This is a genomic window from Aurantimonas sp. E1-2-R+4 (assembly GCF_036549515.1).
GTDB lineage: Bacteria > Pseudomonadota > Alphaproteobacteria > Rhizobiales > Rhizobiaceae > Aurantimonas > Aurantimonas coralicida_A.
In genome coordinates this window covers 1-21,531 of the sequence record NZ_JAZHLK010000061.1, presented here as the reverse complement: position 1 = coordinate 21,531, position 21,531 = coordinate 1, and the positions used below count along the sequence as shown (strand labels likewise).

At 62.3% G+C, this 21,531-nt stretch carries 17 protein-coding genes and 2 pseudogenes; 15 read left to right on the top strand and 4 right to left on the bottom strand.

The annotated features are described in order from the left end of the window. Positions 1–143: 143 nt before the first annotated feature. Positions 144–749: a site-specific integrase gene (locus VQ045_RS22090; protein ID WP_442879907.1), complete on the bottom strand. Its 606-nt coding sequence runs from the start codon at positions 747–749 to the stop codon at positions 144–146. A gap of 1,297 nt (positions 750–2,046) precedes the next feature. Here VQ045_RS22090 and VQ045_RS19195 point away from each other — a divergent pair. The 5 genes from VQ045_RS19195 (at position 2,047) to VQ045_RS19175 (ending at position 8,456) form a co-directional block, all read left to right on the top strand. Next, positions 2,047–2,826 carry a hypothetical protein gene (locus tag VQ045_RS19195; RefSeq protein WP_331831265.1) on the top strand — a complete coding sequence of 260 codons (780 nt, stop codon included), beginning with the start codon at positions 2,047–2,049 and terminating at the stop codon, positions 2,824–2,826. A 649-nt stretch (positions 2,827–3,475) separates the two neighbouring features. Next, complete coding sequence (locus VQ045_RS19190) at positions 3,476–3,982, top strand: hypothetical protein (protein ID WP_331831264.1); 507 nt, start codon at positions 3,476–3,478, stop codon at positions 3,980–3,982. A 416-nt stretch (positions 3,983–4,398) separates the two neighbouring features. Beyond that, positions 4,399–7,128: a DUF3987 domain-containing protein gene (locus VQ045_RS19185; protein WP_331831263.1), complete on the top strand. Its 2,730-nt coding sequence runs from the start codon at positions 4,399–4,401 to the stop codon at positions 7,126–7,128. A gap of 229 nt (positions 7,129–7,357) precedes the next feature. Continuing rightward, entirely contained in the window at positions 7,358–7,912 is a 555-nt protein-coding gene (locus VQ045_RS19180) for a hypothetical protein (RefSeq protein ID WP_331831262.1), read from the top strand. Between the two features lie 76 nt (positions 7,913–7,988). Next, the gene (locus tag VQ045_RS19175) at positions 7,989–8,456 is read left to right on the top strand and encodes a hypothetical protein (RefSeq protein ID WP_331831261.1); all 468 of its coding nucleotides are present in this window, start codon (positions 7,989–7,991) and stop codon (positions 8,454–8,456) included. A 44-nt stretch (positions 8,457–8,500) separates the two neighbouring features. On the opposite strand, the gene VQ045_RS19170 is transcribed toward VQ045_RS19175, so the two are convergent. Beyond that, complete coding sequence (locus VQ045_RS19170) at positions 8,501–8,992, bottom strand: helix-turn-helix domain-containing protein (protein WP_331831260.1); 492 nt, start codon at positions 8,990–8,992, stop codon at positions 8,501–8,503. A 182-nt stretch (positions 8,993–9,174) separates the two neighbouring features. On the opposite strand from VQ045_RS19170, the gene VQ045_RS19165 reads away from it, so the two are divergent. From VQ045_RS19165 to VQ045_RS19120, 10 genes and pseudogenes are all read left to right on the top strand, one after another. Further along, positions 9,175–9,480: a hypothetical protein gene (locus VQ045_RS19165; protein ID WP_331831259.1), complete on the top strand. Its 306-nt coding sequence runs from the start codon at positions 9,175–9,177 to the stop codon at positions 9,478–9,480. Positions 9,481–10,172: 692 nt separating this feature from the next. Next, entirely contained in the window at positions 10,173–10,688 is a 516-nt protein-coding gene (locus VQ045_RS19160; RefSeq protein ID WP_331831258.1) for a hypothetical protein, read from the top strand. 13 nt (positions 10,689–10,701) lie between these two features. Next, positions 10,702–11,190 carry a hypothetical protein gene (locus VQ045_RS19155; protein ID WP_331831257.1) on the top strand — a complete coding sequence of 163 codons (489 nt, stop codon included), beginning with the start codon at positions 10,702–10,704 and terminating at the stop codon, positions 11,188–11,190. Positions 11,191–11,255: 65 nt separating this feature from the next. Continuing rightward, a complete protein-coding gene (locus VQ045_RS19150; protein WP_331831256.1) occupies positions 11,256–12,620 on the top strand; it encodes a hypothetical protein in 1,365 nt (454 codons plus the stop codon). A gap of 128 nt (positions 12,621–12,748) precedes the next feature. Continuing rightward, positions 12,749–13,252 (top strand): hypothetical protein, encoded by a 504-nt coding sequence (locus VQ045_RS19145; protein WP_331831255.1) that lies wholly within the window; start codon positions 12,749–12,751, stop codon positions 13,250–13,252. After that, positions 13,203–15,500: a hypothetical protein gene (locus VQ045_RS19140; RefSeq protein ID WP_331831254.1), complete on the top strand. Its 2,298-nt coding sequence runs from the start codon at positions 13,203–13,205 to the stop codon at positions 15,498–15,500. The genes VQ045_RS19145 and VQ045_RS19140 overlap by 50 nt, the downstream gene beginning before the upstream one ends. A 332-nt stretch (positions 15,501–15,832) precedes the next feature. Next, positions 15,833–16,252, top strand: a pseudogene (locus tag VQ045_RS19135) (DUF1236 domain-containing protein); the annotation flags it as partial. A gap of 176 nt (positions 16,253–16,428) precedes the next feature. Further along, the gene (locus VQ045_RS19130; RefSeq protein ID WP_331831252.1) at positions 16,429–17,154 is read left to right on the top strand and encodes an SOS response-associated peptidase; all 726 of its coding nucleotides are present in this window, start codon (positions 16,429–16,431) and stop codon (positions 17,152–17,154) included. Positions 17,155–17,414: 260 nt separating this feature from the next. Beyond that, complete coding sequence (locus VQ045_RS19125; RefSeq protein ID WP_331831251.1) at positions 17,415–20,051, top strand: Eco57I restriction-modification methylase domain-containing protein; 2,637 nt, start codon at positions 17,415–17,417, stop codon at positions 20,049–20,051. Beyond that, positions 20,051–20,578, top strand: coding sequence for a PIN domain-containing protein (locus VQ045_RS19120; protein ID WP_331831250.1), 528 nt, complete (start codon positions 20,051–20,053; stop codon positions 20,576–20,578). Before VQ045_RS19125 ends, VQ045_RS19120 begins: the two co-directional genes overlap by 1 nt. Positions 20,579–20,877: 299 nt before the next feature. Here VQ045_RS19120 and VQ045_RS19115 read toward each other — a convergent pair whose 3' ends face one another. Both VQ045_RS19115 and VQ045_RS19110 read right to left on the bottom strand, forming a co-directional pair. Next, complete coding sequence (locus tag VQ045_RS19115; protein WP_331831249.1) at positions 20,878–21,282, bottom strand: thermonuclease family protein; 405 nt, start codon at positions 21,280–21,282, stop codon at positions 20,878–20,880. Beyond that, positions 21,279–21,531, bottom strand: a pseudogene (locus tag VQ045_RS19110) (hypothetical protein); the annotation flags it as partial. The pseudogene VQ045_RS19110 and the gene VQ045_RS19115, both read right to left, overlap by 4 nt.

The following is a 21,531-nucleotide window of genomic DNA, read 5'->3' as shown; positions in this document are numbered from 1 at the left end:
TCGGGCATATCCCGCCCGCTGAGGCCGAAGCCAACTACTATGCTGCCATCGAGAGCCTCGATATGGCTGCATGACTCAAACGAACCGGCCTCCGGAAAACCCGGGACGCTTCATTAGATCTGGCATGACCAGCACACGGATTCTCATGCTGAATTCCCCGCTTCAAGCGTCTGCAGTCGTCTCACAAGGTCCTCGGGTTTAAGATGCGTGTAGCGAAAAAGCATACGAGGGTCCCTGTGACCGCTTATCGCTGCCACTTCTGGCACGCCAAGGCCTAGCTCGAAAAATCTGCTGACGGCCTCGTGCCTTAAGTCGTGAAACCGGAGGCTCGCAACGCTAGGAACGACAACTGCGGCTCTTCGTCTGCAGCGCTCCCATGCGAGACGGAAACCGTTGGCGCTTATTGGAAACAGGAGCTCGCTATTGGATGCTATGGCCTTCACGACCGGCCTTAGTGTGTCCACTGCACTAGCGGACAGGGGAATGGTTCTCGGCGTGTCTGTCTTGGTTTCCGGTATGCACAGGAGGCAGTCCGAAAGCCTGACATCCCTCCCGCGTATATTGAGGATTTCGCCTCTGCGCATTCCCGTCTCGATCGCCAACAGAATGCTGGGGCGTAGCCAGTCGGAGCGGGCCTCGTCACATGCCGCTAGTAGGGCGGTTAGTTCAACGATCTGCAGCCGACGAGTGCGTCCAGCCGCTGCTTTCGGTTTTCGAACCTTCGCCAAGGGGTTCTCAGCTAAGGGCATATCCCATTCTCGTCTGGCAATTTCGAATATTGAATGCAGTAGGCCCAACTCTCTTATCACCGTCCCGGCTTCCACCTGTCGTAGTCGCTTGTCGCGATGGCGAGTAAAGGCTTGAGGGGTCACTCGCGCTAGCGTCAAATCTGCCCAGCTTTCCCGTAGGAAGACTTCTATGCGAATCCGTTCGGATTGATGGCCCCGCTTGCTGGGCGAGATTTCTCGCAGGTACCGGCTCAACAGGTCGCCTACGGTCGAGCGCTCCAAGCTCCTCGTATCGTAGGCAAGCGCGGAGCGATCGAGCTCCAGTTCGGTTTGCCTGACCCACCGCGCCGCGTCAGCGCGGGTTTGAAAGCTTTTGGACTGAGGAAGATGGCCTTTGCGGCGGACCTGGGCCTGCCACTTGTCGTTTCGCTTGCGAAGAGATGCCAAAGTCGTAGCTCCTGTCAGTGTGACCAGTTTGTGACCGGCTACGAAACAGGAGTATTTTGAGTTTGATGCTCTGACCGTAAGCCCTTGATGTCAAGGGCAATAAGGTGGTGCACCCGACTGGATTCGAACCAGTGACCTCTGCCTTCGGAGGGGCAAGGCATCCAATTCATGGACGTCCGTGATGTCCGTAACAGTAGGAAATGCCTGAACATCCCCTTATTCCCTGTCACAGTCGTCCATGCTATCTCCTACATCAGTGTGGGATAAAGTGTGGGAAACCAAGGTGGCAGAACGAGCGGGCTCTCCGATTGACACGCCGCCGAAGCGGTCGCGCTTGCCTGCACGCAAGAATCCATATTGGCACGGTGTAAGCGGCGGCCGAGGCGGCGTTTCTCTCGGTTACAGGCGATCTGCGCATGGCACAGGCTCGTGGATCGTCAAAATCGTCCTCTCTGGCCGCCGCATTGAAGAGCGCATCGGGCCCGCCGACGACGACGGTGCGGGGCTTGGCGCCTTGACCTACGGAGCTGCCGTCTCGGCTGCGCTCGAATGGGGAAGGCAGCAATCCGCCGCGATCGATGAAGGGGCTGGAGAGATGGCCGCGGCCGGCCCGACGGTTCGATCCGCTGTCGAGGCGTACATCTCAGACAGGGAGAAGCGGTCGGCAGCGACCGGGAAAATCACAGCTGGGCGCCTGCGCAAGCACGTCCTTTCCGACGGATCCTTTACAGCAACACCGCTATCGAAGCTGCGGGCTTCACACATAGAGGCTTGGCGCGGACGTCTGCCACTCCGGGAAGGGGCGGTCACGGCGCACCAGACAGCGGCGCCTCCAGAGCCTCTCCTCGCGCCAGCAACGGTGAACCGGCTCATGAACGACCTGCGGGCAGCGCTCAATGCCGCCGCCCTTCGTCATCGCAGAGAACTGCCCGCGCATGTCCAGGGGGAGATCAGCGCAGGGACCAAAGCGCTCCACGTGGAAGGGGATGCCCGTCGACAGCTGCTGTCAGACCAAGAGGTTCGGCGCGTGGTCGAAGCAGCGTTCAAGATCGACGATACCGGTGATTTCGGTCGACTCGTCATGCTGTCGGCGGCCACCGGCGCCCGGTTCTCGCAACTCCGCCGACTACGCGTCGCGGATCTCCAGCCCTCGCACGGCCGGCTGATGATCACTGGTTCTCGGAAAGGTCGATCTCCCAGGGCGAAGCCGCCGGTCGCAGTTCCACTCGCGCCGGACCACATCGAAGCCCTTGAGCCAGCACTTGTTGGGCGCGGGGCAGATGAGCCGCTCCTTCTGCGGTGGGCCTATCGGCGTGCCAAGGTCCCTAAACGATGGGAGAGGGACCGTCGACGGCCGTGGGGGCCGGCGTACGAAATCGATGACTTCTGGACTGCCACAGTTGCCGAGGCGGGCGTGCCGGAGGATACGGTGATGTACGCGCTGCGGCACTCGTCGATCGTCAGAGGTTTGCGGAACGGTCATCCGATCCGCCTCGCAGCTGCACTACATGACACGTCGGTCCAAATGATCGAGGGGCATTATTCCGCGTACATCGTCGATGCGACCGAGGATTTGGCGCGTCGCGCGACATTATCCTTTTTCCCGCAGAGGACCGGCTGCAACTCCGCAGACTCGGCGGACGCATCCTAGTCGTAACCACGAGCCTGATCACCCTGCTGGATGAAGCAGAGGAATGGGTTGCGTTGGCTCGAACGAAAAAGGCAGTAGCGCGACGAGTTTCCGCGAATATTGCAAACCGTGATGTTTAATAGGTGTAGAAATGTATATCACTTGTAGTGCGGTTTAATTTTGATTGAGAATAGTATTGACAGCATGCGAGTCATACTCCACCCTTGACGCAGGTCGCCGAACGAATACTGAAACGGACGAAACTGAGAGCTGGATTGCTGTGCGACCGCACCATCCATTACCGGCGAATGGCTCGTGCCTCGCCTGCTCCAGGAGTAAACCGTCATGACTTCGAGATCGAACGCGACCACCTCTGCTGCGGAAAGCAAAGCACCGACGTCTGTTAGGCCGGCAACGCCTTGGCGAGAACGCCCCTTCCAGCAGATGCAGACTGCGAGTGAGATTGCTGGTCTGTCTCCGGCATCACTGTACCGTTTCGCTGCGGAAGGCCGCCTGATCCTCAAGAAGCTGGGCGGTCGGACGCTGGTGGACACCGGCAGCCTGATCGAATTGATCGGCCAGGCTGAACCCTGGTCCCCTTCAGATCGCGCCGATCGTGCGCGTTCCGCTCGTACGGAGCGGGCTCGGGCCGGTCGGGAGGTCTGAGGCGATGCCCTCCTCAGGCGGGGTGTACGACCGCGCGATTGAGATGCTTTCCTCCAATGCCGAGCAGGGCTCAGAAATCGATGTTGTGCTTCATACGCTCGCTCGCACTGAGGACTTCGTGATCTTCATTGTCGCGCCTCCCAAGCTCATCGCTCATATCCGGCGTGATTTGGCCTGCCGTCCCGGTAGGAGACCGAATTCGTTCGAGCACAACCTGCTGCACTACGCGGCGAGCGAGGAGGCATTCTCGGGGCGGCCCAGCCGACGCCAGGCCAATGGAGTGGCGGCGGCGAGACTGGGGTCATCGATCTCCAAGATCGCAAAGGCGCGATCCGCCTTCGTAGCCGAGGCTCAGCGCCTCTACGGCAGCTGCGACAGCCCTGTCGTGCGCCGGCTGGTCGCGAACGCCCAGCACGTCCTGCGATGCGCGGAGGAAGAGGATGACCTCCAGCGGAAGCAGGCAGCGAAAGCACGAGTTGCCCGCCGCCATGTGGGCAGGGCCGGCATCTGAGCGGATTGCGCGCGATTTTTCGGCGCACCGAGGCAGACGAACATTTCCGCCCGACCACAGGAGCATCCCATGCAAACTCAGGAACGATACGTCCCCTGGCGCGACCGAGCCTTTGTGTCAGTCGCCGAGGCCGCAGCTATTCTCGCCCGCTCAGAGGACTGGATCCGTGACCGTGCAGCGGAAGGCCGTCTTGATGGACGAAGACTCACCCGGGGCGGCCCTCTCGTGGTCACCGCGGCGAGTATCTCGCAATTCGCTGGCGAGGCACAGCCGGCGAGAAAGCCCACAGAACTGCCTCCCGAGCCGATGCCCGTGCTACGGCTAGTCGTAAGCAACCCGCCCCGTCCGGAGCATGCTTCTTAACAAAAACGGCGCCATCGGGTTCGAGCCGACGACGCCGCATAAAGGCCTTCGCAATGAGTAACGTAGCAGCGAACCCCCGTGTCTCGCAACTCTTCGGCGACATACTCGGAAGCAGCAGCGTAGCGGAGGAGAGGTCCGCGGCGTACACCGAACAGGTCGACCCGCAGCAGCTTGAAGCTGACGCAGACGAGATGCGCCTATTCGCGGGGATCGTGTTCAAACGATGCGAACATGGAACCGGCTGGGTCACGCTTCGCGCCTTCGAGCATGATGGAGATGGGCCGGCCGTCGTCAACGAATGGCATCCCTTCGACACGAACCTGGTGCGGGTTGCCGCGCCGGTCGCGGCGAAAGTAGCCGGCCGTCCGTTCGCGAAGCGCGCCGTATTCTCCCCGCCCGTCTGCATTTTTGGCGACAAGCGCGCCACGAGGCAGAACGGAACCGAGTACCAAGATGCGAGTGAGAAGAACGTCCTTTGCGCTCCGGTGATCACAGTGGAGCTAGATGCGCGCCCCGCGGCGTCGCTAGCCAAGCTCGTCAGCATCCTCGGCGATCCAACACTCGTGGTGGCCTCTGGTGGTGAATGGTCCGATCCGGAGACGGGCGAGATCGAGGACAAGCTGCATCTGCATTGGCGGCTTAGCGAGCCGGCCATCGATCAGAAGCGCCAGCATGAGCTGAAGCGAGCCCGGGCAGCCGCAGCCCGCCTCGTCGACGCCGACGAATCAGCCGTCTCGCTGGTGCATCCGATGCGCTGGCCAGGTTCAGTGCACACGAAGGGGACGCCGCGTCTCTGTCGGATAATCGGCGGCGACCATCAGCGGGAACTGAACCTGGAATGGGCGCTGGGCGTGCTCGAGGATGCGGTCGCGGCCGCAGGGCTGCAATCAGGCGGGGCTGCGTCGCTGGCACGAGGCGAAAGGCGCGGCTTCAAGACGAAACGAGAGTGGCCGGCGACAATGCTCCTGGACGCGGCGCGCATCATCCCCAATCAAGGCCTTCCTTGGGACAAGGAGTGGAACCGGATCGGTATGACCTTTTACGATGCCTCTCATGGCAGCGTCGATGGTCTCGAGGCTTTCCACGCATGGAGCGCGAAGTGCGCCGACAAGTACGATGCGGACCGGACGAACGCCCGGTGGTCACGCTGGAAAACGTCGCCTCCTTCCGAACTCTCGGACCGGACGCTCTTGTACGAAATGCGCAAGGTCGATCCCGAATACCGTACAGGTGCGGAGTTCTACTCCGACTTCGAGCCGATCGACGATGCGGGACCGCTCGACATCTTCGGAGATGCGGATCCCGCTGAGCTCGGGCACGTCCCTGCGGGATCCCTCCCGTCGTTGCTCGAGCGATGGACGCACACTGAGGCCCGACTGAAGGGCGTGCCCGAAGCGTTCGCGGCGATCTCGGCGGTGGCGGCAACGGGCGCGGCGATCGGATCCGACATCCGCATTCAGGTCCAGCAGAACAGTGACAGCTGGACGGAAGGTGCGAATCTCTGGGTGACCATCGTAGCCGAGCCGGGCAGCGCCAAGTCCCCTATCATCGCCGAAGCCGTCGCTTCGCTCCGGAAGGTCGATAGCGAATGGGCCAAGCGGGACATTGCCCGTCATGCTGAATGGGCTGCGGCATCGAAGCGGCGCACCAAAGACGCTCCCCCTGTCGGGCCAGAACCAAAGATCCGGCGCGCGGTTGTCGACGACGTGACCGCCGAGAAGATGATCCGGATTTTTGCGGACAACGCCCGCGGAATCCTGCGTGCGCCGGACGAACTGGTCGGAATGCTGGGCTCCTTCGGGGCCTACAAGAGCGGTGGTGATGGCGACCGAAGCCAATTCCTCGGGTTCTTCGACGGGAGAAGCGTCACCTATGACAGGGTGGGCGCCGGAACGATATTCGCGGAGAAGGCGGCGCTCACCGTGCTGGCGGGGACACAGCCGGACAAGATGCGTGAACTCGCGAAGAAGCTGGGCGTGGACGGAATGCTTCAGCGCTTCATCGTTGTCCTGCACGATGGCGTAGAACGGGAAGCTTTGGACGAAGTGCCTGACCGGGGCGCGGTGGCTGGATTTAGTCGCATGATCGGCGAACTCGCGACCGCGGAATATCGGTTTCCACCGGCTATCCGCATGGATCCTGAAGCTCACAGCATCTTCACGACCGCGAGGCGCGAACTGAAATCGTTGAAACATTCGCCAGGCGCAAATCCGGCTTTCAAAGGTCATGTCGAAAAGTGGGGCAAAATCCTGCCGCGTTTGATCCTGATCTTTCACGCGGCGGAGCAATTCGAGGCGCACGAAAGGCTCGATCCCGAGGCCACCATCCCGGCTTCCACCGTTAAGACCGCGGTTCGCTTCACCCGTTTCCTCATGCGGCACGCCGTGCGTTTCTACGAGACGTTCTTCGGTGCACCCGAGACGGCGAGCGAAGCACGTTGGATCGCGGGCTTCCTCCTCACGAGGCCGGACCTTGTCGAGATCAGAAGGAGGACTATCGGCGATGCGCGCAAATCGCTGCGAGGCCCCGACGGGTTGCGCGTGCTCCTCGCTGCCATGAGTGAGTTGGAGGGCGCGGGATGGTGCGCCGTAGCCGATCGCGACGATAGCGGCCCGCGTTCCTGGAAGATCGATCCGCGCGTACACGCCCGGTTCGCCGATCGTGCGGCTCGTGAGCGGAAGGAGCGAGCCGAACGCCACAAGCAGATAATGAAGGCGAGCTTCGCGCGTAAGTGGGTGGACGACGACACTGCAACGTCTGCCATGCCTTCGGTCTTCGACTAGGAGTGCGGACAATGCGGTCGGGAAATACGGAAAGACAATTTGTCCAATGCGCGTTTCTGCGGACAATGCGGCTTGCGTGCACGAAGGTATATTGCCTTCGACCTCTCTCTCTTTATCAATACCGATGTTTATGGATATGCGTGCGCGCAAGCCGCATTGTCCGCACGCCTGCGCGTGGCATCATGCCGGGAATAACCAGAGGCCATCTTTACCGCCGGAGGGTCCGGCCATGATGCCGCCTGTCGAGATTTTGCGCGAATGCTTCGATTACGATCCGATCACCGGCGCGCTCACCTGGCGCGTCCGACCGGTGGCGCACTTTCAATCGCAGGCCCGCGCCGCGTGGTGGAACCGGAAGCGTGCAGGGACAGCGGCACTCGGAACGTCGTGCAGCCGGTACGGGCACCGGCAGCTCACCTTCCAGGTCTCCGGGCAGCGGTACAAGTTGCTCACGCACCGCATAGCGTGGACGCTTATCTATGGCTTCGCGCCGACCGCCGATGCCACTCATTGGAACCGCGACGCCAGCGCAAACATGCTCCGCAACCTTCGGGAGACGACGCGCTCGCAAACCGCGCGAGACGCTCTGCGCCACAAGCCGGGCTTGAAGGGCGCCTACAGGGGCAAGAGAGGTAAGTGGACTTCGTGCGTATGGGTTAACGGTCGGCACGTCCACCTCGGTACGTTCCCCTCTCAGCAAGCCGCACACGATGCCTGGATCTTGGCAAACGTGGGGGTCGCCGGCCGGTTCTTCAACGCGGGCTATCCGACCGTGTTCGACTGATCGGTGCCAGTTGAGTTGCACGGACAACGGGTAACAAGATACCGTTATAACGTATCGCTTTACGAGGATTGCACCGATGCCGGATAAGACAGGCCGTTTCTCGCGCCGCGAGACGATGTTCACCGAGCGGTTCGCCGCGACGGGCGACGCCGTCTATGCCGCCGAAAAGGCGGGTTATTCGTCCCCCCGGCAGGCAGCATCACAGAACGCGAATAATCCGGCGATCGCGGCCGAGTGCCGCCGGCTGGTCGCGGACCAACTGGCAACTGAAACATTGCCAGCGGCCTCCCGCCGGCATCTTGCGTTGCTGAACGACGAGACGGTGACCGGGCAGGTTCTGATCCGGGCGATCGATCTCGCTTATCGCTACGGGCTGGCGTCGCCTGACGGTGCCGAGGGGAAGGAATTGCACGAGATGACCGGCGAGGAGCTTCAGCGCGCCCTCCATCGGCTGCGCCAGGAAGCGTCGGAGCGGTCACGGCTCGTCATTGAACACGCCTCGGGCGACGAGGGGATCAATGCACATCCGGGCGTCTTCGACTGACGATCGACCCAAGAGGCGCCGGGCCGCTGTAGGCTTGCAGGAGGTCACACGGGACGTTCCGCCCTGAGGCGTTGCATTGCGCGCCGTACGCGGACTTTCCTGAGCCGGGCTTCCATGCGTGCCTCGAAGGCTTTTCGAGCTTCAGGTGACCCCGGCTCGGGCGGCAGTTTGGCTTTCCGCTTTTCCTCGGCCTCTGCTGCCGCGCGCTCGATGTAGTCGACCAAGTCCGCCTCGACGATCCGAACCGGACGGCCCGGGATGTAGGTCAACTTCCCGGCTGCACGAAGCCGAGCCACGACCCGCGGTGAACAGTTAAGGCGCTTGGCCGCTTCCACCTGTGTAAGGATAGTGAAGTCTGCTCCCATAGTCCGCTCCTTCCCGATCAGGATCAAAGCAGGTGGCTCGCCCTGGATGCGTATGTCAACTGTTCTGGATTCAGCAGAAATTAGAATATACGGAATATTTATAAGACAACGATTGCGCAGTCGAACGGCTTCCAAACCGTTTTTGCATGCAACAGATGCAAAAATCGCCATACCCACAATGCAGGAGGCTTCGGGCTGTGTGGGTATGGAGAGATATACGAGGCATTAAGGTGCGGGATAAACATATTGATATTTTTAAGATCAAAACACTTGACATGATACTAGCGTCATGGTTTCTTGGTGGTGCGGTCTTCGCCGCAATTCCACTCTGACGCTCGTTCGAGGAGCCCAAGATGCTGAACAATGCCCCCCAGGATGCCAAATCCCACCCCATTGAGCCGATCACCACTTCCCCTTTCGCCACAAGCGACATGGCGCGTTACCACGTCACGTTGCCGGAAACGCCCGCCGGGGAGGATACCTTTAACCGTCTGTTTTCGAGGTTTGAAAGCACGATCTGCCGGGAGGATCGTCGCTGCCGTTGGTCGTATGCAGGTGATGATGAGAAGACCTTTAGCCTCACTTTCACGGTTCCGATCGGTTTGATTGCGAGGCTCAACGCGATGGTACAGGCCATCATTCAGCTGCGCACCCACTAGCAGTAGGCAAAATTCGAGAGAGGGCGCCCGTTGTGGCGCCCTTTTCCGTTGCCCGCCTCGCTTGGCGGCGCGACCTCTGCTGGGGTCGCAGTGCGCGGCGCGTCTCGCCCCCGAGACACACAACGAGCTGCTACCGCTAGCCGTCGACACGCTCGAGCGCGTCATGCGTGACGATAAATCCAGCGAACGCGGCAAGATCGCGTCCACGAAGATCGTGCTGGACCGGGCTTACAACGTCACCAGTGATGCAGAGCGCAAAGAGGCGTACGAGATGACCGGCGACGAGCTCCAGGCCGCACTCGACCGCCCTGCGGCGCGAGGCCGCGGAACGCTCACGCCAGGTCATAGAGCACGACCCAGCCGAAGGCTCGACGATCGTCGAGGAAAGCCCGCAAACGTCGCCTTTCGACTAGTGGTGCGCGCAAGCTGCACCCCATGGCAAGGCGCAAAGCCCTACAGCACAAGGCTTGCGCACTGTCTTAGGTAGGGAGTGCGAGCCGGCCGGTGGCCCCTCTTTGGTCCGACCCGCCCCCTGGGGTACAGTCCGCGACGCACCGCGCGGGCCGCGTCGCCCGCCCGTACAAATTTGCCGCCGCGAGAATGTTCGGAAATGCGATGAGCGGTTACTGCACGGGGTTTTCGGCTCATTCCTGGGAGTTACGGTTCAGCGTTATTAAACCGAGGCGCTCCTGTTGACCGCAACTCATGTACCCATCTCAGAGCACGACGACCTGGTCGGCGATGTCCGGGCGCACCTTCGCCTCGCGGCTGGGAAAGACCTGGCCGAGATGCTGATGGTGGCCGCCGGGAACGCCGAGGAAGGCGCGGCGCGCCACGACCCGCGCCTTGACGACGCAAACCTTGCCGACCTGATGGCAGCGCTTCGAGCCGCTCAGGCCGTGGCAGTCGAGGAACTGCCCGTGACATTCACGCGGGGCGATATCCTGCTGGGCTTCCGCGCTATGGCCGCCCTCTTGCGCGCTTGGAGCCAGACGGCAGCGCAGCGGGCAACGTGGTCCGGCATTCTAGACGACCGCCGGGAGCAGGCGCGCATCTTTCGAAACGACCTGCACAACGTCGTTCTGGCGGAGACGATCGGCCGGCGCCTTGCTGCCCGGCGGCAGGCGGTGGTCGAAGGCCTCGCCCAACTAGGCGAACCATTTTTTCCCGAAGTGCGGGCGCCTTCCGCGCTCACTGTATTCGACTAAGGGAGTGCGGAAGATGAACCACCCCCGTTCCCTGCACGAAGTCCTCGAGGTGGTCGCAGACGGCTTCCGGCTCGCGTCCGAAGGCGGTCCGGAGGCTCTACCGACTGCGATCATGGCGCTGCGATCGATGCTCGCTGCCGCTGAGATGCCGAACCGGGACGCCATGCCTGAGCGGCTCGTTTCAGAATTGGCCGCTGCCATCGCCGCCGCCGCTCCAGCTATGGCCGACGCTGCTGAACGACGGATCGCACCCGAAGCCGTCTATCTCGGCATGTCGGCCGCCAGCAGCTCCGCGCGCTTGTTCGGCCAGACCCCGGCCAACGTTGCAGCAACTGCTGATCTGCCGCTCGCCGCCGACCGCATCGACCATGCGGCGCTGCTGGCCGACGAGTTGGATGCTCTTTTCCGCCGTCAACGGATCGAGGCCCGTGGTGACCTACTGCGCCGATCCGTCACCATCCGCCGCGCCCTGAACGCCGAGCCGGTCGGCGCTTTTCACTGAGGGAAACCACGATGCCCATCTATAATAATCCGGCGCTCGGCCAGGCCTTCGACAGCATCGCCTCGATGTTCGCGCCGCCGTCCGGGGCCGAGGCCTCCGGTTGGGCCAACGCGAATTTGACGAACGCCAAGCGCGACCAGCTACAGTGGCTGTTCGATAACTCGCAGGACGAGACGGCGGCGGAGCGGGCCGCGCTTACCGGCACACAGACCTACGGCAACACACCAGAGGGTTTTCAAGCGTCCGACGCGACGGATCGCTATGGCTATGACCAGTCCTTCGCCGCGTCCACGCAAAACAACGTCCGCGACAACGCGCGTGCGCTGACCGAACGCGGACTGATGGAAACCGGGCTAACAGCCCGCGATGCGCCGTCCTCGGACGAGGTTATCGCCGCCGCGATGCAGGGGATGCCAGGAGAGGTCGACCAGTTTGCGCGCGACAAATTCGCCCCGAGTGAAACGCAGGTGAAGGGGCGGGAGCGCCAGGAACTGGTCGACGGCGGGCAGCTGACCGACCAGATGCTGCTCGACACAATCATCGGCGAGCAATCGCCCGTTCAGACCGTCGGCCCGGATGGCGCCTCGGTCTATTCGACGCCGGGCGCGGCTGTTCGCACCGGCGCGCTCGCTTACATCAATGAGGGCGCGCAAGCAAAACCGGAAAACGCGCAGTTTACCTATCCAGACGGCAGGACTGGCCCGGCCCTCCAGGCCACTGACGGAGCCTGGCTGAATGCCCGCAACCGCGCTCCATTGGAGGGTGATTTCAACATCACGAAGATGGCGGCGCCGACCGGTGCCAACGAAGATGTTGGGATCGGCAGGGCCGCCAATAATCAGGTTGAGAAAGCGCTGATCGACACCGAGGTCGCCCGCGGAACAGCAGCATCGCTTCGCAAGTTCATTGCCAGCAGCCCGGCTTCGCAGGGCGCGGTCGGCTGGCTGCGCGGCACCGCCCAGAACGTCGTCCAAACCGGTGGCGAGCTCGGTCAGTTTCTGGGTGGCCGGATGGCGGAAGTCGCGCGGGACATCGAGAGCGGTGCCGCCGACAGCGGACTGGCCGGCGCCTTTGATCCCAGCATCCCGGTCATCGAGATGCTGTCGAACCTGCTAGCGTTCCAGTACGCAAAGACGACGACGGGTGAGCGGCTGTCGAACGAAATGCTCCGTGCGACTAAGGCGGCTCTGGGCCTCGACAGCCTGACGGCCAACCAGGCCGATGCCCTCGCGAGGCTCGACCAGGCGATCGAACAGATCGATAATCAGGCTCGCATCCTCCGGGGCGTTCGCAACGACGGCATCGACAGCATTGGGCGCACTCGCACGGTACCGGAGACGTCCTCGGCCGGCAGCGGGGCGTTGCCAGCTGGTGTGGATCCTTCGGACTGGCAGTACATGACACCGCAGGAAAGGGCGCTCTTCCAATGAACCTGGAGCAGCAAAAAGCTCTCGCCTTGGCGCGCTCGCGTCGGCGTCGCGCTGAGGCGACTTCTGGCGGTCAGAGCAGGCCGGCCCCCGCGGCCTTGGCCGGTACCTGGACGTCTCCTGCGCCGCAGATGCCCGACGAGTGGGATCGCACGCCCGTGCAGCCCCGCCGTGGCGTCGGCGACTACGCAATCGACACCGGCCTGATCGCCTTAGAGGGTGCGCGCAAAGGCATGTCTGGCATTCTCGGCGCCCCGGTCGACATGGTGAACGCCGCGCCGATGCTGGCGAACCTGCTGCCTGGCGTCGAAGGCGTCGGCCCGATCAGCGATCACCCGGTCGGCGGCAGCGAGTTCGTCGACGCCATCATGTCGGGCTTCGGGCTGATCAAGCCCGCCCCCAAGCCCACGGACGCCTTTCAGCGCGTGACGGGCCGCGTCGGTGCCGAGGTTGGCGCGACGATCCCGTTCGTCGGTGCTGGCGGCATGATCGCCCGCAAGGGTGTCGACGCCGTCCGCGAGATGGGTCCGATCGCCCGGACCTTCGGCGAGCCGATGGCGGTCTCGCCGGCTAAGACCGTCGGGCGTGAAATGGAGTACGCCATCGGCTCCGGCGCTGGCGCGGGGGGGGGCTAACGAACTGGCTGGAAATGAGCAGTTCGGCGATAATTTCTGGTCCGACTTCATCGGGTCGATGGCCGGTGCGACTACGGTAGGCGTCACAAATGCCACCCTCGGCGCAGTGGGTAACGTGATCGGCGGCGCCACCGGCTCGCCGACCTTTGTTGACAACGTGGCTGGCGAGGACGTGGCGCTGCGGCTGGCGGCCAGTTCCACCGATCTCGCCGACCAGTTCGCGGCCAACGGCGGCAAGCCGGTTGATGCGCGCGGGGTGGCGGCGAAGATGCGTCGCCCGGCCGAAGTCGAGCAGATCGTGCCAGGCTATCGTGCGAACATCGCCGATCGGACGGGCGACCCCGGCATGGCGACGTTCGCCTTCAACCAGGACGGCATCTCATCAGGCGCCGCGAACTCGCGCCGCGCCCGCAACACTCGCGTGATCGACGACCGCATGGGAGGGCTCGCGCCGCAGGGCGACCCCGCGCTGTTTCGGGCGGAACTGGATGCAGCGCGCGACGCGCAGATCGCGCAGGCGACCGACGAGGTCGACGTCGCCCGACTGGCCTTCGACGACAGCATGCAGCGGGTCGAACCGGACATGACCGACGCGACGGCACGCGGCTCATCGCTGCGCGGCGCGCTGGCCGACCGCTACGCTATCGAGCAGGACAAGGTTCGGCAGGCTTACCGGCCAATCAACGAAGCGACCGTTCCGGTCGACGTGGCGCCGCTGGCGTCGCGCTTCGAGGAAACCACGGGCGCGCTGCCGACGAATGACCGCGAACGCTTCATGCCGTCCGAGGCGCGGATACCCTCCCGCCTGGTCGAGCCCGAGGTGCCGCCGTCGGAGAGCGCCATCCTCGGTCCGGACGGCCGCCCGCTGATCAAGCCGGGCACGCCGGCGCGAGGCGAGGTTCCGCTGAACGAAGTGACGTCGATCCGCGGCGGCCTGACGGACGATGTGCGCGCGGCGCGCGCCACGCCCGGCCAGGCGAACAAGGCCCGTGTGACCGATCTGTACCGCAGGGGGGTCGACGACTTCGTCGATCAGGCGGTGCCGGCAGAACTGCGCGATCAGCTGGACACCGCCCGCACGACCCGCCGCGACGTGGCTGATCGGTTCGAGCGCCCTGGCACCGGCATTGCTGAAACGCTCCGCACCCGCGAAGGCGGTGGCTACGCGCTCGACGACAGCGCCGTTCCCGGCCGCTTCGTCCAGCCCGACAGCGGGCGCGTGACCGACTTCCGCGCAATGATGCAGGAAGCCGGGGCGGACCCACGCGCCCGCAGCGCCGTCACGGACGAAGTCCTGTCGCGCGTGAAGCAGCGCGGCCTGATCGACAAGCCCGTGGCGTTGGGCAAGTTCATCGACGAAAACAGCATCGTGCTAGGCGAGTTTCCCGATCTGAAGACGCAGTTGCAGCAAGCCGGCGCGTCGAAAGAAGCGCTGTCGGCAGCGGAGAAAGCCAGCGCGGCCGTGACGAAGCGGCTGACGACGCCCGGTAAGAGTGCGACAGCCTCCTATCTGAAGTTCGACGTCGAGGCGACGCGCGACGCGATTAATAATTTGACGCGCGGGCCGCAGCCGAGGAAGGCCGCGCAGGAGTTGCTGGAAACCGTCGGCAACACGCCCGAGGCCCGCGAGAACCTGCGGACGGCCTTCTGGGACGTGGTGAAGGGCGCCAAAAATCTCGCTGCCGATGTGAACGGCGAGAAGCGCTGGAGCGTCAACGCGCTCGGCAAGATATTCGACGACCCGAAGACCGCCGCCGTCGCCGATGAGCTCTGGGCTGACAACCCGAAGCATCTGGCCGACATCAAGGAGGTGTTCGCCGCGCTGGCCAATGTGGAGGTCAGCGGCCGCGCCCGCGCCGCTGGTTCGTCCGGCACCGGCCAGATCCTGAAGGGCGGTTTCGACCCATCGCTATCGGCCACCTCGATCGCGAGCCGGATGCGGAGCGTGAACCGCGGCCAGATGACGCCCTCGATCGCGGTGCTCGACATCGGGTCGACGTGGCTGCGAAACCGCTCGAAGCAGGTCCAGGCCAACGCGATCAACGCGATCGCCAGCGCCGCGGTGAACAACCCGGAGATGGCGGCCGATTTGCTGGAGAAGTTCAACCCGGCCGACTTCGCCGCCAAGCGCCGGATGCTGACGCAGAAATATGGCGTCCGGGCCACGCAGATCATCAATCTGCTGGACGAAGCGATGGCCGAGGATCCGACGATGGACGCGATCATGGAGAGCGACGATGACCGTTGATCTGTCGCGCCATGCGATAGACGGGGCTAGAGGTACGGCGCCCCGCTGCAGAGGGTGCCTGTGTGGGTCGACGAAGACGAGCCCGCAGTCGACAAGCCCATGCCGCCGCTCTGACATCAGCGACGGCGTTCAGACGCCCGGGCAGGACTGTTTTCGTTGATGCTTGCATGATGGGTATCGCAGAAGCGTTCTTCGGGTGAATGGCCACGAGTTGGACCGGTCCGAACTATGAAATCGTCGGGATGATCGGCAACGATTCTGCGGCGACCCTGGAGGGCTGCACCGAAAGTGGTTCCTGGTGCAGGGTTACCATCGATGGCACCTCAGGCTGGGCATACAGCCAGTACCTGACGGCCGACATGGGGGGAGAGACAGTAGTGGTCACGGAACGCCGCACGGAATATCCGGTGGTTACCTATGAGGACAGCGGCGGTGCTGGGGAAGTCGCCGGTGCGGCGACTGGCGCAATCGCGGGTGCGCTCGTGGGTGGTCCCATCGGCGCAGCCGTTGGCGGTGCTGCTGGCCTCGTTGCCGGTGCGGCGCTCAATCCGCCGGACGAGCGGATTGAGTATGTCCGTTCCAACCCCGTGGATCCGGTGTATCTGGAAGGTGAGGCCGTTGTCGGCGCGCAGCTCCCCGAGACGGTCGAATTGCAGACCATCCCGGATTACGATTATCGATACGTCTACGTGAACGGACAGCCGGTTCTGGTGGACCCGAACAACCGCCAGGTCGTGTACGTCGTTCGGTAATCAGCCGCTGAGGGGAACAGGTCGGCATCCGTCGGTGAATGGCCGAATACCCGACGTGGGATTCCTCCCCGGGGTTCCCGGTAGAACTGAAGCCCGGCTGTCCATTTGGGCAGCCGGGCTAGACCGTCTTCCTGCTATCACTGCCCGGAAGCCCCGTCCGGTGCTATCCTCAGGGCATGTGCAATCTTTACTCGATCACGAAGGGCCAATCGGCCATCCGCGAGTTCACCCGCGCCATGCGCGACAGCACCGGCAACCTCCCGTCGCTGCCTGGCGTGTTCCCGGACTATGCCGCGCCGGTTGTTCGCACCGCCGCCGATGGCGAGCGCGAGTTGACGATGATGCGCTGGGGTATGCCCTCGCCGCAGTTCGTTCTGAAGGGTCGGACCGTCGACAGCGGCGTCACCAATGTCCGCAACGTGAAGTCGCCGCACTGGCGCCGATGGCTGGGGCCGGCGAACCGCTGCCTCGTGCCCTTCACCAGCTTCTCGGAATACGAGACGACGGCCGAGGGCAAGAAGGTGCCGGTCTGGTTCGCCGCAGACGAGAGCCGACCACTGATGGCGTTTGCCGGGCTCTGGACGAACTGGACCAGCGTGCGAAAGACCAAGGAGGGGGAGGTGAATGCTGACCTCTACGCCTTCCTCACCACCGATCCCAACGCCGTGGTCGCGCCGATCCATCCGAAGGCGATGCCGGTGATCCTCACCAAACCCGACGAGATGGACGTCTGGATGCGCGCGGAGTGGTCGGAGGCGTCACGGCTGCAGCGGCCATTGCCGGACGACGCGCTGCGGATCGTCGCCCGGGGTGACCGAAAGGACGGGGAGGTGTCGGCTAGGGAGGCAGAACGCCTTCGCGCCTGTCCGGTGATCGTGCCCGGCTACAGATCGATCCTGTGAACGAGCCGGATCTGAGGGTCGTCGCGTCACACAGCTGTGGCTCATCGATCTGTTGCCTCTCCCATTTTGCATGCACAGAAATGCTGGTGTAAGCCTCCCGGCAAGTTCGTAGGACCGACGCGAGTCTGCGGCGGTGGCCTGATCAACATTGCTAGCGAGGCGCGCAAGTGACCGGGCTTATACACGAGAGATGGCCAGACCAACTCACGCGGTCTCTGCGTGGAGACCCGACCCCCGATGTTCTTCAGTCCGGGGCCGATATGGCAGTCCATTTTGGGTGGACCGGCAGGGATCTACTCACCCGTCATATCAGTCGAGGCGCCACCGAACTTGACGTTGCGCGCGTTTCAGTCGCTGGCAAGCCTGCCGCGCTTTTCGCTCGGGTAACAGCGCAGAACGGGGCAGATCCCCTAGATGACGCCGCGCTCTATGCCTACCATTCCTCGGTAGACTGGGGCGTCGTAGCCGACCGCTCAGGTCTCACCGTCTTCAATTCTCATTGGCTGTCGAATGGAGAGTGGTTCCGTCTTCCGCAAATTCGGTGGGAGGATGCGGCGGCGAACCGGGAGTTCTTGCAACACCTGACCCCTGGGGCGCTGGTCGACAGGGATATCGAGCGGTTTGCATCGAAGCAGAAAGAGCCGACTAGCTTTCTACGCCCGGTGGATGACGAACTTGTCGACCGTCTGGATGGGTGGCGAGATCAGGCTCTTCGCTATGCGAGTGATGCAGGGCGCGTGGATGAACTGTTGCAGACCCTTTATGCTCAACTGTTCGTTTTGCGGACCATTGAAGATAGGGCATTGGACTCGCAGGTTCCCTCGCTTGCTTCGACGCTAACGGGTCCGGATCGGATCAACTGGACCTCTTGGTCGGATCTGTTCGAGGCAGCCCGTGTCCGAGTGGGAAGCGATCTCTTCGATGAAGATGTTGGCCTGCAAATTCCGGAGCACGTTGTTCACGGCGTAATCCGCGATCTCTACCAGCCACGCAACCTTCCGGGGCGAAGCTCCCGATACGATTTCTCCTGGATTGAAGCGGACGTTCTAGGCCTCGCATACGAAAAATATCTTGCTACCGTTTTGCAACCCGCTCCCCGCGCGCCTCAGTTCGATATGTTCCATACAGCGGAACGAGAAGTGAGCCGCGTCTCCGTAAGGAAAGGTTCAGGAGCCTACTACACGCCTAAGTTTATTCGTGATTATCTCGCGACCACCTGCATTGAAGATTTCTTCGACAATTCCTCGTCGGATAATCCTCCTCGCGTAATTGATTTTGCCTGTGGCTCCGGTTCCTTTCTTGTCGCAGCGGTGGATCAGATGCTGGCCCACCTTAAGTTGCGCGATCCGAATAGGAGCTGGGCACGCGAGCTAATCGACGGCGGGTTCATCGTTGGTATCGACATCGATCCCCGAGCAGTTACCACCGCTCGCCTGCACCTTTGGCAGAGACTGGTCCAAGAGCCGGATGCGCTGCCTCTGCCAAACCTGTCGCACGTGGTGATCACCGCAGATGGGCTGGATAGAGGATCCTGGGGGGAACTCGACCGCTCGTACGACATCGTTTTGGGTAATCCTCCCTTTCTAGCCACAAGCCTGATTAGCAATCGGGAGGATTTGGAGGCAAGGTTCGCTACAGCTAAGGGGCGGTACGACTTTTCCTCGCTGTTCGTGGAGCAGGCACTTCAGCTTCTCCCGCCGGGAGGACGTTTAGGTATCGTGGTTCCGAATCGGCTGTTCAAGAGCCGCAACGGCGCCACCCTCCGATCATTGCTTGCGAGCGGAACTAACTTGCTCGCCCTTGTCGACTTCGGTTCCACACGGCCGTTCGACGCTGACGCGTACATCGGCTGCATTGTAGCGAGAGTTCGAAAGCCTGAAGAGCCAGCGCCTGGTTCAGTCCGGGTTGTAGAGGTGCGCTCACTTCTGCCAGATTTCCTTGCAGCTTTGTTGCTCGCTTCCACCGAGGCGACTGCCGAGGTCAGTTACCCTGCTGTTCACGCTTATACGGCACGTCATCCGAGCTCCGGAGGTCCATGGGCGCTCCTCTCTGAGACGGAGCAAAAGGCCCTAATTCTAATAGAAGAGGTTTCTGTAAGGCTAGATACGATCGCTGCCATCCCTCAAGGCATCAGAACGGGCGGGAATGATCTCTTTATCTTCGAAATCGAATCGGCTGACGGATCTGGGCTTTGCAAAGCAGTCAACGGCCTTGGCGAAAGTGCGATACTTGAGATTGACCTTCTTCAGCCAGTGATTTACGGCTCCGAAGTCCGGCGGTATGAAAACCTTCGTCCGGCCAAGCGGCTGCTGTACCCCTATAGGGGAAATAATGTAATATCAGAAGGAGAAATGGAGTTTCAACTTCCCAACACTTGGGCATATTTTATGCGAAACCGAGAATTGCTCGCGTCCCGCGCCAGTCTGAGCAAAAGCGGAGGGAAGTGGTATGAGCTAGTCTGGCCGCGAGACGAGACTTGGCTGAAGCGCCCGAAGCTTTTGATCCGCGATCTCGCTCCAAGGACCGCGTTCGCATTGGACCAGTTGGGCAGAACATTTATTGTCGGAGGTACGGCGGTAGTACCAGAAGATCCCGACCTGCTCCTGCCGCTCCTGGCCTATCTAAATAGCGATGTTGTGAATGGTCTAGTGCGTAGAACGACGCAGCAATTTCGAGGTGATTTCCAAAAATTCGAGCCACAGCACATCCAAGGCATCCCTATATTAGACCGGATTCTTGAGGATGAGGCATTTGCTCTTCAAATTTCGAGCCTTGCTGCAGATGTAATCACTGCCGCAGCGCAGGGTTCAGAAAATGAGGCGGCAGCGAAAGAGCGAGACATCGATGCGCTGATCAGGCTAGCGATCAGTGATCGCGGAATTCCGTTGTCGGACTGATGACCGACTTCCTCATCCCGCCCGCGGAATTGCGCCTTCCAAGAAACCTGGCTCTTCTCGATACGAATGTCCTTGTGGCCTTCGTTGACGAACGTGATAATCTTCACGAGCAAGCGCAGCTATTTGTTGAGGAAGAGATCGAGTACGCCTTGTTTGTCGCGCCGCCGGTAGTGGTCGAGGCATGCGGCCTTCTCGCCTCGCGCAAGAAGGAGCATATTGCCTGGAACCTGCTCGCTTGGGTCTTGACGCCGGGGATCGTGACACTCCTCCCATCCATTCATCCGCCTTCGGATACCGCCGCAGCTCTCAGAGAGCACGCTGGTTGGATGCGTCGCCACAGAGTGGACTACGTAGACTCCTATCTTATGGAGGTAGCTCACCGTTTAAGCTGTGCATGCGATCTCCGTCCTGGCGCTCGGATCGTGACCTTCGATACCGGTGACTACTTCAAATGCTCACGGCAAGGGTACCGCTTCAGTTTGTACGACATGAAGGATCTTCAACCCGTCGATTTTGAGCAGGCATAGTTGGCTGACCCGGTATTGTCGGCCTCTTCCGCAGAGGTGCTGCCTCCGAGCTGGTTCGGGTGGCGCTGTCGGGACCGGCGAGTGCCAGATCCGGGTCGCGGTGTTAGTCGACGCAGGACTGCCGTACGACGTCAACCACGTTCCCGGCCGCCCACCGCCGCTGTAAGCGCAAAGGCTTGCCTCCTCGGCCATCCAAAACCGCATCGCCTGCCCATTCATGAGCCTGCGCCCCTGTTTCGCGAACTGCTGCGTGACGTAGAGCTTGCTGGCGGACAACGGTCACAGTTTCGGCCAGAGCGCTACCTGCACCACCGGTTCCCGTCGTTCGGCCATGGCTGCGACAGACCTTCCTCGATCAAGACTTGGCCGGCGTCGCGCCCGTCCGACAGGATGACGTTGGCGAGTTCTCGCCCGTAGCGTCCGCGGCCGCCCGTCCACTCTATCTGGTAACCGCTCGCCATCAACTGACGAAGCCGATCCCGAGCCTTGAGCCCAAGCTGCTTTTCCGCGGCGCAATCCGGCTGGCTGATTTCGGGCGTGTCGACGTTCAATGCCCGCCACTTCACGCCGCGCTCCCAGCCGGTGTCCCCGTCGACGATGCAGGTGAGTTTCCGCTCCGCGCGGTCGCCGCCGGAGCAGACCGGGAGCGCGCCGGCCACGGCGGGGGACGCCAACAGAGTTACGACGAGGACGAGGCGGATCATTCTTCCTCCAGGAGGATTTCGCGAGCTCTGGCATATTTGGCGAGGCGGCGTTCGTCTTCATCCGTGATCTCGCCCAGGCGCGACCGATCGGAGTTGTCAGCGAGATCGGCCAACTTCACGATTCGGGCAATCGGATCGGTGAGAGCGCCGGTGCAAAAATCCACCACTGAAGCGGCCGGATATCTGGCTGTTGGCCGGAGCAAAACTCCGCCAGTGATAGCCTTCGTGCCTTTGGCCGAGGGCGGGGAT

Excerpts from the sequence above, each read along its gene's own strand:
- VQ045_RS22090 (WP_442879907.1), bottom strand. The coding sequence starts at position 749 with ATGCCCTTAGCTGAGAACCCCTTGGCGAAGGTTCGAAAACCGAAAGCA.
- VQ045_RS19195 (WP_331831265.1), top strand. The coding sequence starts at position 2,047 with ATGAACGACCTGCGGGCAGCGCTCAATGCCGCCGCCCTTCGTCATCGC.
- VQ045_RS19190 (WP_331831264.1), top strand. The coding sequence starts at position 3,476 with ATGCCCTCCTCAGGCGGGGTGTACGACCGCGCGATTGAGATGCTTTCC.
- VQ045_RS19185 (WP_331831263.1), top strand. The coding sequence starts at position 4,399 with ATGAGTAACGTAGCAGCGAACCCCCGTGTCTCGCAACTCTTCGGCGAC.
- VQ045_RS19180 (WP_331831262.1), top strand. The coding sequence starts at position 7,358 with ATGATGCCGCCTGTCGAGATTTTGCGCGAATGCTTCGATTACGATCCG.
- VQ045_RS19175 (WP_331831261.1), top strand. The coding sequence starts at position 7,989 with ATGCCGGATAAGACAGGCCGTTTCTCGCGCCGCGAGACGATGTTCACC.
- VQ045_RS19170 (WP_331831260.1), bottom strand. The coding sequence starts at position 8,992 with ATGGCGATTTTTGCATCTGTTGCATGCAAAAACGGTTTGGAAGCCGTT.
- VQ045_RS19165 (WP_331831259.1), top strand. The coding sequence starts at position 9,175 with ATGCTGAACAATGCCCCCCAGGATGCCAAATCCCACCCCATTGAGCCG.
- VQ045_RS19155 (WP_331831257.1), top strand. The coding sequence starts at position 10,702 with ATGAACCACCCCCGTTCCCTGCACGAAGTCCTCGAGGTGGTCGCAGAC.
- VQ045_RS19150 (WP_331831256.1), top strand. The coding sequence starts at position 11,256 with ATGTTCGCGCCGCCGTCCGGGGCCGAGGCCTCCGGTTGGGCCAACGCG.
- VQ045_RS19145 (WP_331831255.1), top strand. The coding sequence starts at position 12,749 with ATGCCCGACGAGTGGGATCGCACGCCCGTGCAGCCCCGCCGTGGCGTC.
- VQ045_RS19130 (WP_331831252.1), top strand. The coding sequence starts at position 16,429 with ATGTGCAATCTTTACTCGATCACGAAGGGCCAATCGGCCATCCGCGAG.
- VQ045_RS19125 (WP_331831251.1), top strand. The coding sequence starts at position 17,415 with ATGGCAGTCCATTTTGGGTGGACCGGCAGGGATCTACTCACCCGTCAT.
- VQ045_RS19120 (WP_331831250.1), top strand. The coding sequence starts at position 20,051 with ATGACCGACTTCCTCATCCCGCCCGCGGAATTGCGCCTTCCAAGAAAC.
- VQ045_RS19115 (WP_331831249.1), bottom strand. The coding sequence starts at position 21,282 with ATGATCCGCCTCGTCCTCGTCGTAACTCTGTTGGCGTCCCCCGCCGTG.